The sequence below is a fragment of the Qipengyuania rhodophyticola genome, assembly GCF_042493225.1.
In the GTDB taxonomy this organism is placed as follows: domain Bacteria; phylum Pseudomonadota; class Alphaproteobacteria; order Sphingomonadales; family Sphingomonadaceae; genus Erythrobacter.
Map to the genome: position 1 here is coordinate 1,004,298 of NZ_CP170454.1, position 15,885 is coordinate 1,020,182.

A 15,885-nucleotide genomic window follows, 5' to 3' on the forward strand; every position below is an offset into this window, starting at 1 on the left:
TGGCTCATGGCCAAAACATGCTATTCTAAAACTTGCCTTCTCGTCATAGGATGCCCGCGATGGGGATGATGAAGCTCTTCGCGCGGGGGTGGCGCAGTGTTCGCGAGGCGGGACCGCGCAGGCTTTTGATCACTGCCCTGCTGATTTTGGCCGCAATCGTGATTGCCATGGCGAGCTGGGTCTTGCCGGTTACTGCCGATGCGGAACGGGCATTGTTCGATACACGCGTTTGGTTGGAAGCTGACGCCAACGCTATCGATCAAGATCAGCGCGTGGTCATGGTGGTCTATGACGATCAGACGTTGATCGATGTGCAAAAGCGATCGCCACTTGATCGTGGATTGCTCGCCAATGCCTTGACCACATTGGACGGGCTGGGCGCAAAAGCGATTGGTATCGATATTCTTTTCGATCAACCACAAGCTGAAGACGCACAGTTGCTCGAAGTGCTGCGCAATATGAAAACTCCGGTTTCGGTTGGCTATGCGGCGATGGAAACCAATGCTGGCGATATTGCCTATGAACAGCAGCAGTATCTCGACGAATTTATCGGTGCGCTTGAGGGTAGCAATGCGCGTGCGGCCAGTATCCGTTTGGATGATGAGCGCGGCGTGACGCGGCGGTTTCTGCCCGCTGATTCGCGTATCCCCCCCGTTTTGGGACGCGCGATGCTCATCAGTGCTGGTGAGGGCGACAGCGCTCTGACGGGTTACGAAGGTTCAATTCGTTATCGGCTGACCAAAGCCGGAGACGAAACCGAAGATACGAGTTCGGGCATTGCAGAATCGCTCTTTCCTAAGCTCCCAATTGGCACCTTTGCCAGCCCGGAAATCCTCGCAGTGCCCGAGGCACGAGAGCTGCTTGAAACGCAGATTGACGGAAAATACATCCTGATCGGGGGTGACATCATCGACTATGACCGCGTCGCGACTCCGATTTCGGAAATGATGGACACGCATCAACCTCCCGGTCTTCAAGTGCATGCGGAAAAGATTGCTCAAATGCTTGATGGCAAGGCGCCGGGCGCGCCTGCGCCAATTATTCTAGGCGCGTTAACACTGCTAATAACGGGTATGGCCATACTTACTGGCCTGCTCGAATGGGGCAATTGGCGGATATACTTGCTGCTGGCGGTTCAGTTCGGCGCGATCCTAGGCGCCCCGTTCCTCTTGCAGATGCAGGGCGTGGATACGTACGGCGTGCCAGCGGCGGGTTGGCTGCTCGGCTGGATCATCGCATTTAGCGCAGTGACCTCGACGGCGCGGGCTGCGGGCGCGGTGCAGCGCAATTTCGCCCAAGGCGCTTTGGGCAAATATCTGCCGCGCGAAATGGCATCGGAGATTATCGACAAGCCGGAATTGCTGGCGCTGCATGGCGAGAAGAAAGAGATTTACGTGCTCTTTTCTGACCTCGAAGGCTTTACCAAGATGAGCCATGCAATTGCGCCGGAAATGGTCGCCAAACTGCTCAATCGCTACCTTGAAATGCTCAGCCAAGTCGTGCTCGACCATGGCGGTGTTATCGACAAATTCGTTGGCGATGCCGTGGTGGCGTTCTGGGGCGCGCCGATTGCGAAGGATGATGATGGCGAGCGGGCGGCGCGGGCTGGCTATGCCGTATGGCAAGCGGGCGAGGCTTTTCGCGCAGAAGTCGCGGCGATGGACCCAGATCTGCCCAAAGTCGGCAAAACCCGAGTGGGCCTCCATTTTGGCGAGGCAGTGGTGGGCAATTTCGGCGGCGAGACGCGCATTCAATACACTGCGCTGGGCGACAGCATGAACACCGCCGCGCGGCTGGAGGCAGCTAATAAGGCACTGGATAGCTCGGTTATGGCGAGCCGAGAATTTGCCGAGCGTTCAGGTATCAAATGGTGGCGCGCGATGGGCCGGGTAAGGCTCCGGGGCCGTGCGCAGCCGGTCGACCTTATGGAGCCTGCGCCGGACTTCCCAAGCGAGGCTGCGGCCAAGCTAATCGAGGCAAGCGCAGTTGCGGAGCGCTATCCCTCGACTGCGGTTAATCTTGTAGAAGAAGTGGCGGGCAGATATCCTGACGATACCGCGCTGCAAAACCTGCTGAAACGGTTAGGCGAGCTCGATGAGACCGGGACCTTCAATCTCGGTTAAACAGTGGGCCGTGCGGCCTGCTTCGTCTTGAAATTGCGCTCGGCGAACATATCGCGGATCATCGGCTGCAACGCGGGCGTATAGGCCGCCAACACATCCCAATCATCGACATATTCGTAATGTGAGACGAGGCTGCCGTTCTCCCAGCGATGCATCGCATAACCCGGCGCTTCGGATGTAATCAGATTGCGGCCATCAATCATGTCCGGGCTTATCGGGCGCAAATCCATCGCCACCGGCGGCGCGATCGATGGCGTTACTGATAGCGGGATGCCGCAGAATGTCGTATTGATCTGGCGGTGGACGTGTCCGCAGTGGATCCAGCGGATCTGGTCGTGGCCAGCAACGGCTTCGCCAAAGCGCCTAATCCAGCCTTCGCCTTCATTGGGATCCATCCAGCCGATGCCAGCGACCACGGGCGGGTGATGCATGAAGATGATGGTAGGCGTGCCGGGGTGCGCGTTCAGCTCAGCGGAAAGCCAAGCCTTGCGCGCCTCGCAAAATGCGCCACCGTGACGGTCTGGCTCCGAGGTGTCGAGCACGATCATCCTCAGGCCATCACGCTCCACCGCATAATGGATGAATTCAACGCTCTCGCACGGCAGATCGGGGAAGGCCTTGCGCAGGCTAACGCGGTCATCGTGATTGCCCATTGCGGGATATACCGACAGCGGCACTTCGGCGAACAGCTCTTTCAACTGGTTATAGCTTTCAGCGCGGCCATGATCGGTCAGATCGCCGGTCAGGAAGATCAATTCGGGCTGATTAGGCGCAGCCAGCATGCGCGCAAGCGTCGCCCGCACTCGCTTGACGTTGAGTTCTTCTGGCTTCGCATCCGGGTCAAAGCCGATATGAATATCGGTCAGTTGTGCGACCAGCATATTGGCTCTCCCCTCCTTAAATTTGCGCGAAAAGCAGCAGTTGCATGGTAGAAAAGATTAGCAAAATACGGTTACTAAACCTTTGCCTTACGGGGTAGGAGGCCATCAGCCTGAAATCCAATGGTAATCCTTGTAAAAACTCATTGAGTCTTAACGTCGGGGCTATGCCAAGGCGGGGTCTATGCGCTATTACTTGCGTGAATACACAGGAGAGATCGCAATGCAGACAACACAGCGTGCCCTTTGTGCCCTTGGCGTTGCTCTGGGGATGGCGAGCGCGGGCGCAAGCCCAGCCTATGCCGCGCCCGACGGCTCGATTAGCTATTCGGTCAAACGCGGCGACACTTTGTACGATTTGTCGCGCGAATACCTCACCGGCCCTGCTGCGATCCGGCAAGTTCAGCGGCTGAACCGCATTCGCAATCCGCGCACATTGCGTATTGGACGAGTGCTGACGATCCCGCGCGCCTTGCTGAAGCATGAGGATGTAAATCTGGAGTTGCAGAGCTTTTCCGGCCCTGTCGCACTGAGCATGAGGGGGCGTACGATTACCCCGCAATTGGGCCTCAAAATGCGCGAGGGGCTGGAGATTTCGACCGGCAATCGCGGTTTTGTGGCGATTGGCGGCGCGGACAACTCGCGCGTTTCGATCCCATCTAATTCACGTGCGCGCATTGTCGATGCGCGGCGTTATCTCATTAACGGCAAAATCGATATTCAGCTGCGTGTTCTTAAGGGGCGCGGCGAAGTGGTCGCACCCAAGATTGACGGCGATGCGCGTTACCGCGTGGGAACACCGGTGGCGGTGACGGCGGTTCGCGGCACAGAGTTTCGCGTCGCTTACGAGCCGGACAGCGAAGTGAGCCTTGCCGAAGTGGTCGAAGGCGCGGTCGAAGTTGCTGTGGGCGAGGCGACTGCCGCCCCTGAGGCAGGCTTTGGTGTTGCGGCAACGCCCGGCGCGGTTGGCTCTGTAGAGCGCTTGCTTGAGCCGCCTGTTGTGATTGATGCGGGCCGCATTCAAACTGAAGAACTGGTCAATCTGGAAATCGCTCCCTTGGACGGGGCGAGCGGATACCGCACACAGATCGCGCGCGATGCGGGCTTTGTCGAAGTGGTAGAAGAGACGCTGGGTAGCGATACGCAGATTTCTTTCGCTGAGCTGGAAGATGGGCGATACTTCGTTCGAGCGCGCGGCGTCTCGCAAGTCGGCCTAGAGGGTCTCTCGAAAGCCAGTACTTTCCGCCGCAAGCGCTTGAGCGCTGAGGGCGGCGTGGAGGAATCTCCGCTTGCCGATGCGTTTAAATTCGCCTGGCGCTCAGTCGGGTCGGGCCAATCCTACAGCGCTTTCCAATTGTGGCGCGATGATGCGCAGGATACGCTTTTGGTGGACGAAGTTGGCCTTGAAAACTCTGCTATCCTCGTCTCAAATTTGAGTCCCGCAAAGTATAAATGGCGCGTGGCGACCTTCCAGATTGACGAGGGTGAAGTGATCAAAGTGTGGGGCCCAGCGCAGGAACTTGAGGTTACTGAGTAGTGGCGAGCGTTCTGGCGGCGTGCGAGTAGACTGCTGATGACCAATGTGCGCCTGCTGGGTGAATGGGCGATATTGCTCATTGCGAGCGTTCTACTCGTACTGGTCTCTTACCACCAAGAATGGACACATCGGCTTGATGCAACTGTGCTGGATTTTGCGACTGAGCAGCGGCTGTCGCAGCCATCGCCGGACATTGTTGTGGTGGAGATTGATGATCGCTCTCTCCAAGAAGTCGGCAATTGGCCCTGGAATCGCGTGCGCCATGCCGAGCTTATTGATCAATTGCAGAGCTATGATCCGGCAAGCATCATTGTCGATGTGCTCTTTATTGAACCAACCTCACCCGAGGCGGACGCAGAGCTAGCGCGAGCGATTGCGGAGGCGGGTAATGTTATCCTCCCGCACAGTTTCGCACCTGAACCGGGCACGGCATCTGGCACTGTGCCGGCATTTCCCCTTCCGCAGTTAACGGGAGCAGCTCAGGCTCTTGGCCATGTTGCGGTTCTGCCAGACAGGGACGGCGTGGTACGCCGCTTTGAACGCCAGATGGAGGTTGGCGGACAGAGCTTTCCGCATCTTGCGGTGACGGCAGCAGAGCGTTCGGGCGTCGATGTTTCTGCTCTCAGCGCGGCACCAGACAATCCGATTGCCCCGATGCACGCCTCCGGCGCTTTCCCAAGTATTTCCGCCTCTGAGCTATTGTCGCGGAGCGTTCCGCCTGAGTTCCTGCAAGGCAAAACCGTTCTCATTGGCGCGACGGCACCGGGACTGGGTGATAGATATTCCGTCCCTGATCATGCTGGGCGTATTTTGTCAGGGGTTGAGATTCAGGCGAATTTCCTCAACGCGATCAAGCAGCAGCAATTGGTTTATCCAATGGCTGCATGGCAGGCGGCACTGATATTTCTGGCGGCCCTGGCGGCGCTGTTCCTATCTTTCTGGCGTCTCACACCGCGCTTTGGCCTATACCTCGCCTTGGGCCTCATCGGCGGGCTGCTTGCCTTTTCCTGCGGCTTGTTGATCTTCGGCGGTCTGTGGTTGCCAGTTGTTTCAGCGATCTTTGGTATTGCCATCGCTTACCCGCTTTGGGGTTGGCGGCGCCTTGCGTCCGTAAGCCGTTTTCTTGAGCATGAGGCGTATAGCCTGGATGAAGTGGTCAAAGGCCGCGGCGATCCCTCGCCTGCATCCGGTTTTGATCCGATCGCGCAGCAAGTCTCGCGCGTGAGAGGTCTGATCGGCGCAACCAGCGAGCGGCTAACCTTTCTGCGGCAAGTACTCGCCACCTCGCCTGATCCCATGCTGGTCTTCGACAAAGAGGGAGTGCTGGCGCTCATGAATGAGCGAGGGCAAGCCATCTTCGAAGATCAATCCGGTGACAGCACCCTTTCCTTCCAAGACTTGGCGGAAGCAAATGAGGCGTCATACGATGGTCAGAAGCAGGAGTTGGAGCTCAAGGACGGGCGAGTGTATCTTGTTGCGCGTTCTCCGCTTGACCCTGAGGAGGGCAGCGAAGTGATTGCGCTGCGCGATATCACTGGTTTGCGTGCCAGCGAACAACAGCGGCGTGAAATGCTTGAGTTTCTCTCACATGATATGCGCTCACCCCAAGTGGCGATCATTGGTCTTGCGGGAACTCTGGGCCATACACTGGGAGAGGATGAACGGCGCGCGCGGATCGAGATGCAAGCGCGCAGAACGCTCAAGCTTACCGATGATTTTGTCCAGATCGCCCGTCTCGAATATGAGGGGATTGAGCGTGAAGATACGGACATCGGCGCTCTGCTTCATGAAGCGAGCGACCGTGCTTACCCGCTCGCCAAGCGCAAAAATATCGTCATGGAAACGCGCGTTCCGGTTGACCCAGAGTTTTGCCAGATCGACGCCTCTGCCTTTTCGCGCGCGATTGATAATCTGGTCGACAATGCGATTAAATTTTCATCCAATGGCAAAACGGTTTCACTGGCGCTGCGCCGCTCGGCAGACGACTTTATTCAAGTGGAAGTTGGCGACGAGGGCCCGGGACTGCCCGATGAGCGCATGAAGGATACCTTCGCCCGCTTTGGTGCGCATGACACCAGAGCAGGTCCAAGCGCTGGACTTGGGCTCGCCTTTGTTAAGAAGGTCGTTGATGAGCATGGCGGGGAAATCGAGGTTTTCTCAACCGCAAGTGACGGCACGCGTTTCGTTATGACTATTCCGTGTCCCGCCAGCCTAGCGGGCTAGCCGATATCAGCGTGCTAATCAGCCAGCACATCTGCGACGAGCAACTTCGCTAGCTCATCGAATGGTGGCGCTTGATCAGCGCAGCCCGTCGCATGGGCAATGCTTGATTTGCGCAAGGTCCCGCTAGCTCTTTCAAACAAGCTGAGCGTTGCTCGTGTGCGAGCGGCTTTGCAGCGATCAGTCCAATGTGACTTACGCGCATCGGCAATCTGCTCCGGTGGATCTTCAGTCTTGCCGGCCTCACTCGCATACAGCTCAAGATCAGCGGCGCTGCTGGCGAGCGCATAGTCAGTGACCATTGGCGCTGTGTCTGACACGGTGAGGCCTTGCGCAGCAAGTTCAGCCTTGAGCGCTTCGTAAAAGGCAGCGCGCTGCGTATTCGCAGGGTCGCTCGCCACAAGGTGAACCGAGCTAAACGATGCGGCCTCGCCTCGACTTGATCTGATTTCAGGAGGCGTTTGAACAGCGCAGCCAGCCAGCAGCAAAGCTACTAGCATTAGCGGCAAAACGCGCATGTGGGACACATATGTCCGGGTCGCCATCCAACATCCTATTCGTTGTTGTCGGCGTCCTCTATATATTCATCCATGCGATAACCAAAGCCGAAAACGGTTCTAATCACAAATCCGTTCTCCGGCTTGAGATCAAGCTTGCCGCGAAGGCGTGAGACGTGGACATCAATTGTGCGCGTTTCCAAGTCTGCTTCACTGCCCCATACTTTGGAGAAGAGGTAACCGCGAGAGAGCGGCCGTCCCAAGTTTTGCAGGAGCAAATCGAGGAGGTCGAATTCTTTCGCGGTAAGGTGCACCGGCTCGCCTGACAGAGTGGCGGATTTCTCGCGGCGATCAAACACATAAGGGCCAACGTTGGCGGTGCTGGGCAGGGCCTCTGATTTGGTCCGGCGGCCTGCCGCTTCAACGCGCGCGCGGATTACTTCATCCGATTCCGGCTTGACGATGTAATCAATCGCGCCAGCTTCCAAGCCGCGCACAATGTCTTCTTTGTCATGACGGCTGGTCAACAGAATGAAAGGCGGAAGAGGCGAGAGATTCTCAGTAGCCCAATTCAGCACGTCAATGCCGGAGCGGCCTGGCATATTCCAATCAAGCAGGACAACGTCATAAGTTTCCCGCCGCAAACCATTTTGCAGGTCCTGACCATTGCGGTAACCATCAACCTCATGCCCGGCGCTCAGAATAACTGAAGACACTTGGTCCAAAAGTTCTTGTTCATCGTCAGCAAGGGCAATCCTCATGCTTACCGCTCCCCATAATCATAGTGCGAGAATCTCAAGCCGCGTCACTGGCTGCTTGGGGCGAGTTTACATTTATGCGCCAGATTTGCCAGAGAGCGTCCCTGATCGGCGGCGTATTTTTGCAAGTCTTTACAACACGGCCTTGGCTTTATGAACGCAGATTGGCCTTTGTGAATGTTCATACAGCTGTTCACGACTGCCAACAATTGCACCCAGAAAAAGTTCTTGAAAAATCAATCGTATGTCAAATTGGTATGACAGATATTATTGTATTGGTTATGCATAACGGTTGACATAGGGTTATAGTACATTATCCCCCTTCGCCATAAGAATTGGGAGGGAATTTTGATGAAACGTGTTTCTAATGCGGGCGTGGTGCCGCGCAAATTCTGCGCGATGGCTGTATTGATGGCTGGGACAGCAATGGCCGCAGTACCGCTTTCCGCGCAAGAGGCTTCTGAGCAAGCCGCGCCTCAGGATGGTGATTCTGCTGAGCAGGCTGGTGACGCAATTGTGGTGACCGGCATTCGCCAGACCATTCAAAATTCAATCAATGAAAAGCGTAACGCCATTGAGGTGTTTGACGCGCTTTCATCGGATGAGATTGGTGACTTACCTGCACTTTCCATTGGTGAAGCGCTTGAGACGCTAACGGGTGCAGGCTCTCACCGCGAGCAGGGCGGCGCCACAGAAATCTCCATTCGCGGGCTTGGTCCATTCCTGAGCTCGACCGTTATCAATGGCCGTGTTGCCACGAACGGCAGCGGTGATCGCTCGGTCAATTTCAGTCAGTTCCCATCTGAGCTGTTCAACAAAATCGGCATCTATAAGACCCAAGCCGCGAGCTACATCGAAGGCGGCGTTGCCGGTCAGATCGTGCTGGAAACACTCAAGCCGCTTGATTTGTCTGACCGCCGGATTCAAGGCGATTTCAAGCTCAATGTGAACCCAGACAATCTCGATATTGATTCTGACCAGCGGTTCCAGAAATTCGGTTACCGAGCAACGCTGAGCTATGTTGACCAATTCAAACTGGGCGACGGTGAGTTTGGTATCTCGCTTGGCTATTCGCGCAATGAAGCGACCAATCCCGAGCAGGAAGCGAATGTTTCCAACACCATCCGCGCCTGCGTCATTGACCCGACCACGACCAGCGACGGCGTTTTCGATGATGGCAATTGCGACACGAGCGGCTCAACCATCGACGGCCTACGTGATGGCAGCGTTACTGATGACTTTGTGATTGCGCGCAATAGCTATTCATTCCGTACGAACATCACGGATGATACGCGCGATTCCTTCTTTGGGGCGCTCCAGTATCAGCCGACCCCGGACATCGATATCAACGCCGATTTCCAATATTCCTCCCGCCTTTTCCGAGAGCAGCGCAGCGATCTCAACTTTGCTGAGGGGCGGCGCATTGACGGTCCGGGCGATCCAAACCGGATCGATCTGCCGCTCATTTTCACTGAGAGCGGCGCGCTGCGTCAGTTCACCAATGAACAACGCGTCGAAGCGGTCAGTGAATATCTTGAGCGCGATGAGAAATATTATGGCGGCGGTTTGTCAATTGACTTTCGCCCCGTTGATCGCCTGACTGTTTCGCTCGACGCCTCGTATTCCGAAACTCAGCGGATTGAGGAAGCAGTACAAATCCGCTTCAGAACTGAAGATGGCGAGAGCATTTTCGGGAATACCGATGAGAACGGTAATCCGTTCTTCCCGGAAGCCTTTGAAAGCGATCAAACGCCTAATGCGGACCGCACAAATGGCACCGATGACCGGATCGAAACCGCGGTTCTGATTCGCCAAAACGGCTCAGAAGCACTCAACTTCTTCACGCAAAACTTTGACGTGACCGATTACGATCTGTTCGCCAATGATCCGCGTTTGCGCGCCGATCTGGAGCAGGATCGCTTCAACAGCGTGTGGGCTGTGCGCGGCGACGTCGCGTATGAGATGGATGGCTTCTTTAACTCGATCCAGGCCGGCCTGCGTTTTCAGGAGCTGGTCTATCGCGACGTGCCGGGTGCACAAAACGGCAATAGCCGGATCCAGATCAACTATAACGACACAGATGGTTCAGGCGCATTGTTCGTCGCGAACCAGGAATGCCGCACCAATTTCCCGACCACAGGCTTTTTGTCATCGGTATCGGGCGGCAATCCGCTGGTCACCAATGTCGACCTAGATGGCAATGTCATCGGCACAACGAACACTTTCGCCACGTTTGATGCGCGCTGCATCGCGCAGGTGCTAGAACGTGAAGATCCATCAGGTCTTGAGTTTGATGCTGACGGCAATGTGATTTTCCCAACTGGCGATTTCGACTCAGTGCAAAATACTGACGTCAATGAGCTCAGCTGGGCTGGCTATGTTCAGGCCAATTTCGATAGCGAATTTGGCAGCCTGCCAATCCGCGGCAACGTTGGCGTGCGGATTATTGATACCACGGTGCGTTCACGCGGCTTCCGCAACACTTTCGAGATTGTTCTCGATGACGTTGATGAGGACGGCGTCCAGGGTTTTGTGCTTGTGGAATCGAATAGCGCTTTGGCGACACGCTCGAACACAGCATCATATACTGAGTTTCTTCCGAGCCTAAATTTGGTAGCGGAGTTTCAGCCAGATCTCCTCGGACGGTTGGGTATCTATCGCTCGCTGTCGCGGCCTGACCCGTCTGAGCTTGGCGATGGGCGCATTTTCAGCCTCAACGATGATGATGATTTTGCGACCCCAGCCGAGGCTTTGGCGGGCGGCGTCAACAATGTCTCTGCAACGGGTAACCCAGCGACCGATCCGCTGCTTTCCTGGAACATTGATGCTGGCCTCGAGTGGTATCCCAATGCCGATACGATCCTCGCTTTCAACGCCTATTATAAGAGCTTCAATGGCGGTTTTGAGACTGTCGGCTTCTTCGAGACTTTCAACATCAATGGGCAAGATCTCGACCTTTTTGTGACGTCGGTTGATACCAATAACGACACGAGCACGATCTACGGCGTTGAAGTGACCGCTGCTCATAGGTTGAGCTATTTGCCTGCGCCGCTCGATGGGCTTGGTTTCAAACTGAGCTACAACTACGCCGATTCCAACTTCGAGTTTGAGGATGATACGCTCGGGGCGATCACGTCGGTGAACCCAGACGGCACGCGGACCACCAGCAATGGCCTTATCCCGCCATCGAACCTGTTCGGTTTCTCCAAGCACGTTTTATCGGCGCAAGCCTATTACGAGATCGGTGGTTTCGATTTTCAGGGTGTCTACAAATATCGTAGCGACTACTTCCAACAATTCGTCGCGACACCGGGCCGGATCCGCTACGTTGATGATGTGGGCGTGTTCGAAGCGCGTATCTCTTACAAGCTGAACGACAATATCCGCTTTACGCTGGAGGGCATCAATTTGTTCAATGAGCCGCGCACGAATTTCCGCGGCGCGCCCGACGATTTCGCCGCTATCCAGGTCTATGGCCCACGTTATTTTGCCGGCGTACGGTTCAAATTCTGATCGGGTAGCAATTAGGCGTGTGACACCCCAATAGTGTCACATTGCAGATGCGGGCTCGGCTCCTCAAAAGGGCGCCGGGCCCGCTTTCGTTTCGTGGGACATCGCCGCAATGGTCAGGCTCAGGCTCTGACGCCGTTGCGCAAGCTCAGCTCTTGGAGGCCTCGATCCACTGATTGACGCGCTTTTCCAGAATGCCGAGCGAGACGGGGCCGCCGCCTAGCACCGTGTCGTGAAAGCCGCGAATGTCGAAATCATCGCCGAGCTCGCCTTCCGCTTTTGCGCGCAGTTCCTGAATACGGATCATACCAATCTTATAGGCAGTCGCTTGACCCGGCATGACGAAATAGCGGCGGACTTCGGCGGCCACTTTTGCCTCTGGGATGGGCGAATTGGCGAGGAAATAATCGTTGGCTTCCTGCTCGCTCCAACCCTTGGAGTGAATGCCGGTGTCAACCACCAGCCGGATCGCGCGCCAAATCTCTGTCGTGAGGCGGCCAAAGTCAGAGTAGGGGTCTTTGTATGCACCCATTTCCTTGGCAAGGAGCTCTGAATAGAGGCCCCAGCCTTCACCAAAGGCCGGGATATATTGGCCCTGCGCGCGGAATTTGGGAATGCCAGTCAGCTCTTGCGCGATCGATAGCTGCATATGGTGGCCGGGATTGCCCTCATGATAAGCGATCACTTCGAGTGGCGGGATCGCCATCGCCCGCATGTCTGACAAATGCGCGTAATAAATGCCGGGGCGAGAGCCATCGGGAGTGCCAGGGCGGTAATGCTGGGGCGCGCCGTCCTGTTCACGGAAAGGTTCGACCCGGCGCACTTCGAGCGGAGCCTTGGGCAGAATGCCGAAGAATTCGGGCAGGCGTGTGTTGATGAACTCCAGATGCCCCTCAGCGGCATCGATATAAGCCTGCGCGCCCGCATCATCATTGGAGAAATAGAAGCGGTCGTCCGAGCGGATGAATTCAAAGAATGCAGGTAAATCACCCTCAAAACCCACTTGGTCTTTGATCGCGATCATCTCTTCGCGGATCCGGGCGACTTCATCGAGGCCAGTTTGGTGAATGTCTTCGGATGACAGCTCAGTCGTGGTCATCGCTCCAAGACTGTAATTGTAGAAGTCAGCGCCGCCTGCCAGCTCGCTGACGCCCTTTGCTTCTTCATCGCTATTGGGCAGATCCTCGGTGAACCAGGCGATGACCCGGCCATAGGCTGGCGCCATATCATCAACCAGAGCGTTGCGGGCCTGCTCGCGCAATTCATCGGCGCGTTCGGAAGTGATCGTGTCTGCTTCCACCAGCGCGGCCAAACGCTCCTCAGTGGCTGTCCAAAGCGCGGATGCCTCACCGTCATCAAACGGTGCGCCGCTGGTGATTTTGCCGGATTCGGCAATCACTGCATCATAGGCAAAGCGGGGCGGGCGCGTGCCAGCTGCCGCATTGTCTTGCGCGCGTTTCAGCAGTTGATCCATCGCCCCGCCAATGCCTGATATCCGCGCGATGAATGCTGTCATGTCCTCCTCGCTCTCAACCTTATGCTGGCTGATAAGGAAGCTGGGAAGGGCGGCATGCGTGCCGTTCATCTGATGCAGGATATAGGCCTGATCGCGGAATTCAGCGGCTTTCCCAGCCTGCTCCTTGCGGAACATCCACATGTCCCAAGACAGTTTGGCGTCATCGGACAATTCGTCATAATCGAAATTGACTTCCATCTCCGCGGCGGTTTCCTGCCACCATTCGAGCTGTGCTTGCTCAGCCTCAACGCTATAATCGTCGATCTTGTCGTAATCGGTTTTGAGACCCAGCGCCGTCTGGCGGATCGGGCTGAATGCAAGCTCTTCTTCAAATTTGGAATCGAACCAGGTATTAAGGCACGCGCTCTGATCGAGCCCATCCTCGCATTCATACGTAGCGACCGGCGCGCTCATCATCCCGCATGATGAAAGGGCGGCAGATGCCAAGAGCAGAGTGGCCAGGTTCTTCATGGAGCGAATCCTTAGATCAGTTCTTAGTGCAGCAATATTCATGCGCTAACGAGACCATAAAGAAAAGCCCCGGCAGATCGCTCCACCGGGGCTCCCCTGCTATTGAGGCAGAACGGTTTAGCCGCCGAAATCTTCGATGATTTCCTCGCCAACGACATGGCGGAGCCACCAATCACGCGGTGAGGCGGCCAGTCCATCGCGGTCGCAAATTGCCAGTGCCGGGCAACTGGCTGATGTCCCAGTTATAGTGATCAGATCACCATCAAAGCTCTTGAAAGTGCTTTCCACTTCCTCGCCATAGCTTGGGATCTGCTCCATCAAAATGCCGATTGCGATCCGCTCACCCAGGCGCAGCGAATCGTAATAGTCGGAGTGATAATGCACCCCGGCCATGTTGCGACCGATGGAGATATTGGCCGCCAGCTTGTCGAGCTCACCCTGAATGGTGAGGGTCTCGTCCACGCGGGTCAGCTTGGATCCATCTGCCGTCGGCACAAAGGCTTTGCCGACGCCAGCAAGGTCGAGCGTGCGCTCTTCCTCGGCCCGGCAGTCAGTATACATGTCAAAAAACGCTTTGAGCATGGTGACACAGCCGCCCGCCACCGTCGCATGGCCCGCGCCATAGGCCGGGTGCATGGGTGAGCCTTCCGGGAAAGCCATCGCCAAGAGCAGGTTGGAGGCGTTCCAGCCGGCCTTGTTCTTGAAGCAATCAGGCCGTCCTTCTTGGTTGCATTTGACCGCGCGTTTTGCCTCTACTGCCGCTTTGTTCTGCTCTTTGTTATGATCAATCACAGCATCGCGCAGCGCATCTGGCAATTGCCCCTCGGCCCAGACCCAGCCGTCTGCGCAGGCGCCAAACAGATCTTCCAGATCGCAGTCATTCTCGAGCTTGTTCGTCCGCTCACCCAATGCGAATGACAGACGCGCAGCTGTCGCTTCGGGACGGGCACGGCGGTGATAGTTGAACTTCTGCCGGCGCACCGCCTTGAGGCAGCGTGTTGCGACCTCGGTCACGAGAGACAGAATGTGCGGTCCGCCAAAGGTCGCAAAGGCTGTCCGGTTGCCGCTGGGTGACGGCTCAGGGAAACCACGCGAGGCCGGCGTGCCAGACCCGAGCAGGAGCAAAGCCGCATTGAGATATGCCTGATAGAGCGCATCAAAATGCACATAGGTCGCCAGGTCACGCGGGGTGGTAATAAAGCGGCGCTTCGTCTCCCAGCTATTGGCTCCGCGCAGGTCTGCGCCATTCTGGACGTCAAGCCAGTGGTTCCAACTGGTCATGTGATCGACGCCCTCTTCATGCACAATCACGCGCTGGTCGATGATCTGATTGCCGTACTGGACGAAGCCATCTTCAGCATCGAATTGGGCATCGGTGCCGGGGAAGCTTGGGATACCGTTGACCGTGCCGCCAAGGCTGTCATTCCCCGCTAGCATAAATTGCGAGATGTAAGGCCCGGCAAAAGCGCCGGCGGTGGAGCCGCGGAACACGTTTTGCGGTGACAGTGCCTGGCCTTGCAAGCGCGCCTCGCGCCGGTTGCGCTCAAAGCCATTGAGGCCATCTGCGCCGGTGCGCGCTGGGGTTGACGAAACGAGGTCTCCGGAAAGCGAGTAGAACGGCAGGCTGCCGAGCGCGTCGACCACTTCGGCAGCAGTTAGTTCCGCATTACCGCCGCCAATCTTCGCGCCGCCGCCTGATGTAATCTCGGTAAATGGCACATCGCGTAGGATGGCCATGCCGTACACTTCAGCGATTTCGGCAACGAACTCGCTTGAGTGGACCCGCGGTGCAGGTGCCATGCCCACTGCGCCCGCATCGGGGCCTTGCAGTTCGTAAACATGGCCTGCGCGAGGGCTTTCCCAGCCGCGCCAGCATACAGCCACATCAGACCCTTCGACATGGCAGACAAAATCGACCTCTTCATCCTCAGCGGTGATAACGTGCTTTTCAAAGCCGGTTACATCGGGCGAGTTAATCGCCTCGACAAATTTTGAGTAATGCTCTGGCACCGCCAGAAAGCCATTTTCGTCGTGCTCCAGGCCTTTGGTGAAATTGGCAGGGTAAGTGCGAGCGGCGTCTTTGCCGCGCCCGTGCTCCAGCTCTTCACCGTTCGCCCGCGTCAGGGCTTGCGGTCTGAGGCGGGAAATCTCGGTAGCAAGGTCACGTTGGCGTTTGGCCTCGCGTGCTCTCACTGATCCTGATGGTGATGGTTCGGTAAATGGCAGTCTGTTTGACATAATGATCTCTCTTGCTTGATTGTTTCAAGCGACCCGAGATCTAAGGGCCGGAAAGAATTGGTAATTCCCCTCCGACATGCACAAGCGTTAACTATTTCCGGAGCAAGCCGGAAGTAAGCCTCGCCTTTTTTGTTGTG

Annotated in this window: 9 protein-coding genes; 4 read left to right on the forward strand and 5 right to left on the reverse strand. The window is 56.5% G+C overall.

The genetic code is table 11. The annotated features are described in order from the left end of the window. Positions 1-65 precede the first annotated feature (65 nt). Positions 66-2,123, forward strand: a complete 2,058-nt coding sequence (locus ACFCXQ_RS04785) for a CHASE2 domain-containing protein (RefSeq protein ID WP_379553601.1) — start codon at positions 66-68, stop codon at positions 2,121-2,123. Here the strand turns inward: ACFCXQ_RS04785 and ACFCXQ_RS04790 are convergent. After that, on the reverse strand, positions 2,120-3,004 hold the full coding sequence (locus ACFCXQ_RS04790) for a phosphodiesterase (RefSeq protein WP_379553603.1): 885 nt from the start codon (positions 3,002-3,004) through the stop codon (positions 2,120-2,122). The genes ACFCXQ_RS04785 and ACFCXQ_RS04790 overlap by 4 nt on opposite strands. Positions 3,005-3,224: 220 nt before the next feature. Here ACFCXQ_RS04790 and ACFCXQ_RS04795 point away from each other — a divergent pair, with 220 nt between their 5' ends. Together ACFCXQ_RS04795 and ACFCXQ_RS04800 are read left to right on the forward strand one after the other, a co-directional pair. Further along, positions 3,225-4,538 carry a FecR domain-containing protein gene (locus ACFCXQ_RS04795; RefSeq protein ID WP_379553605.1) on the forward strand — a complete coding sequence of 438 codons (1,314 nt, stop codon included), beginning with the start codon at positions 3,225-3,227 and terminating at the stop codon, positions 4,536-4,538. A gap of 36 nt (positions 4,539-4,574) precedes the next feature. Continuing rightward, positions 4,575-6,761, forward strand: coding sequence for a CHASE2 domain-containing protein (locus tag ACFCXQ_RS04800; RefSeq protein WP_379553607.1), 2,187 nt, complete (start codon positions 4,575-4,577; stop codon positions 6,759-6,761). Between the two features lie 14 nt (positions 6,762-6,775). On the opposite strand, the gene ACFCXQ_RS04805 is transcribed toward ACFCXQ_RS04800, so the two are convergent. Both ACFCXQ_RS04805 and ACFCXQ_RS04810 read right to left on the reverse strand, forming a co-directional pair. Beyond that, the gene (locus tag ACFCXQ_RS04805; RefSeq protein ID WP_379553609.1) at positions 6,776-7,303 is read right to left on the reverse strand and encodes a hypothetical protein; all 528 of its coding nucleotides are present in this window, start codon (positions 7,301-7,303) and stop codon (positions 6,776-6,778) included. 8 nt (positions 7,304-7,311) lie between these two features. After that, positions 7,312-8,016 (reverse strand): response regulator transcription factor, encoded by a 705-nt coding sequence (locus tag ACFCXQ_RS04810; RefSeq protein ID WP_379553610.1) that lies wholly within the window; start codon positions 8,014-8,016, stop codon positions 7,312-7,314. Positions 8,017-8,364: 348 nt separating this feature from the next. Between ACFCXQ_RS04810 and ACFCXQ_RS04815 the strand changes: the two genes are divergently transcribed. Then, on the forward strand, positions 8,365-11,526 hold the full coding sequence (locus ACFCXQ_RS04815; RefSeq protein WP_379553612.1) for a TonB-dependent receptor: 3,162 nt from the start codon (positions 8,365-8,367) through the stop codon (positions 11,524-11,526). Between the two features lie 145 nt (positions 11,527-11,671). Here ACFCXQ_RS04815 and ACFCXQ_RS04820 read toward each other — a convergent pair whose 3' ends face one another. Both ACFCXQ_RS04820 and ACFCXQ_RS04825 read right to left on the reverse strand, forming a co-directional pair. Next, the gene (locus ACFCXQ_RS04820) at positions 11,672-13,510 is read right to left on the reverse strand and encodes a DUF885 domain-containing protein (RefSeq protein ID WP_379553614.1); all 1,839 of its coding nucleotides are present in this window, start codon (positions 13,508-13,510) and stop codon (positions 11,672-11,674) included. Positions 13,511-13,627: 117 nt separating this feature from the next. Next, positions 13,628-15,748, reverse strand: coding sequence for a hypothetical protein (locus tag ACFCXQ_RS04825; RefSeq protein ID WP_379553616.1), 2,121 nt, complete (start codon positions 15,746-15,748; stop codon positions 13,628-13,630). Positions 15,749-15,885 lie beyond the last annotated feature (137 nt).

What these genes read in the sequence shown, in the direction of transcription:
- ACFCXQ_RS04785 (WP_379553601.1), top strand. Translation starts at nt 66, where the DNA reads ATGATGAAGCTCTTCGCGCGGGGGTGGCGCAGTGTTCGCGAGGCGGGA.
- ACFCXQ_RS04790 (WP_379553603.1), bottom strand. Translation starts at nt 3,004, where the DNA reads ATGCTGGTCGCACAACTGACCGATATTCATATCGGCTTTGACCCGGAT.
- ACFCXQ_RS04795 (WP_379553605.1), top strand. Translation starts at nt 3,225, where the DNA reads ATGCAGACAACACAGCGTGCCCTTTGTGCCCTTGGCGTTGCTCTGGGG.
- ACFCXQ_RS04800 (WP_379553607.1), top strand. Translation starts at nt 4,575, where the DNA reads ATGACCAATGTGCGCCTGCTGGGTGAATGGGCGATATTGCTCATTGCG.
- ACFCXQ_RS04805 (WP_379553609.1), bottom strand. Translation starts at nt 7,303, where the DNA reads ATGGCGACCCGGACATATGTGTCCCACATGCGCGTTTTGCCGCTAATG.
- ACFCXQ_RS04810 (WP_379553610.1), bottom strand. Translation starts at nt 8,016, where the DNA reads ATGAGGATTGCCCTTGCTGACGATGAACAAGAACTTTTGGACCAAGTG.
- ACFCXQ_RS04815 (WP_379553612.1), top strand. Translation starts at nt 8,365, where the DNA reads ATGAAACGTGTTTCTAATGCGGGCGTGGTGCCGCGCAAATTCTGCGCG.
- ACFCXQ_RS04820 (WP_379553614.1), bottom strand. Translation starts at nt 13,510, where the DNA reads ATGAAGAACCTGGCCACTCTGCTCTTGGCATCTGCCGCCCTTTCATCA.
- ACFCXQ_RS04825 (WP_379553616.1), bottom strand. Translation starts at nt 15,748, where the DNA reads ATGTCAAACAGACTGCCATTTACCGAACCATCACCATCAGGATCAGTG.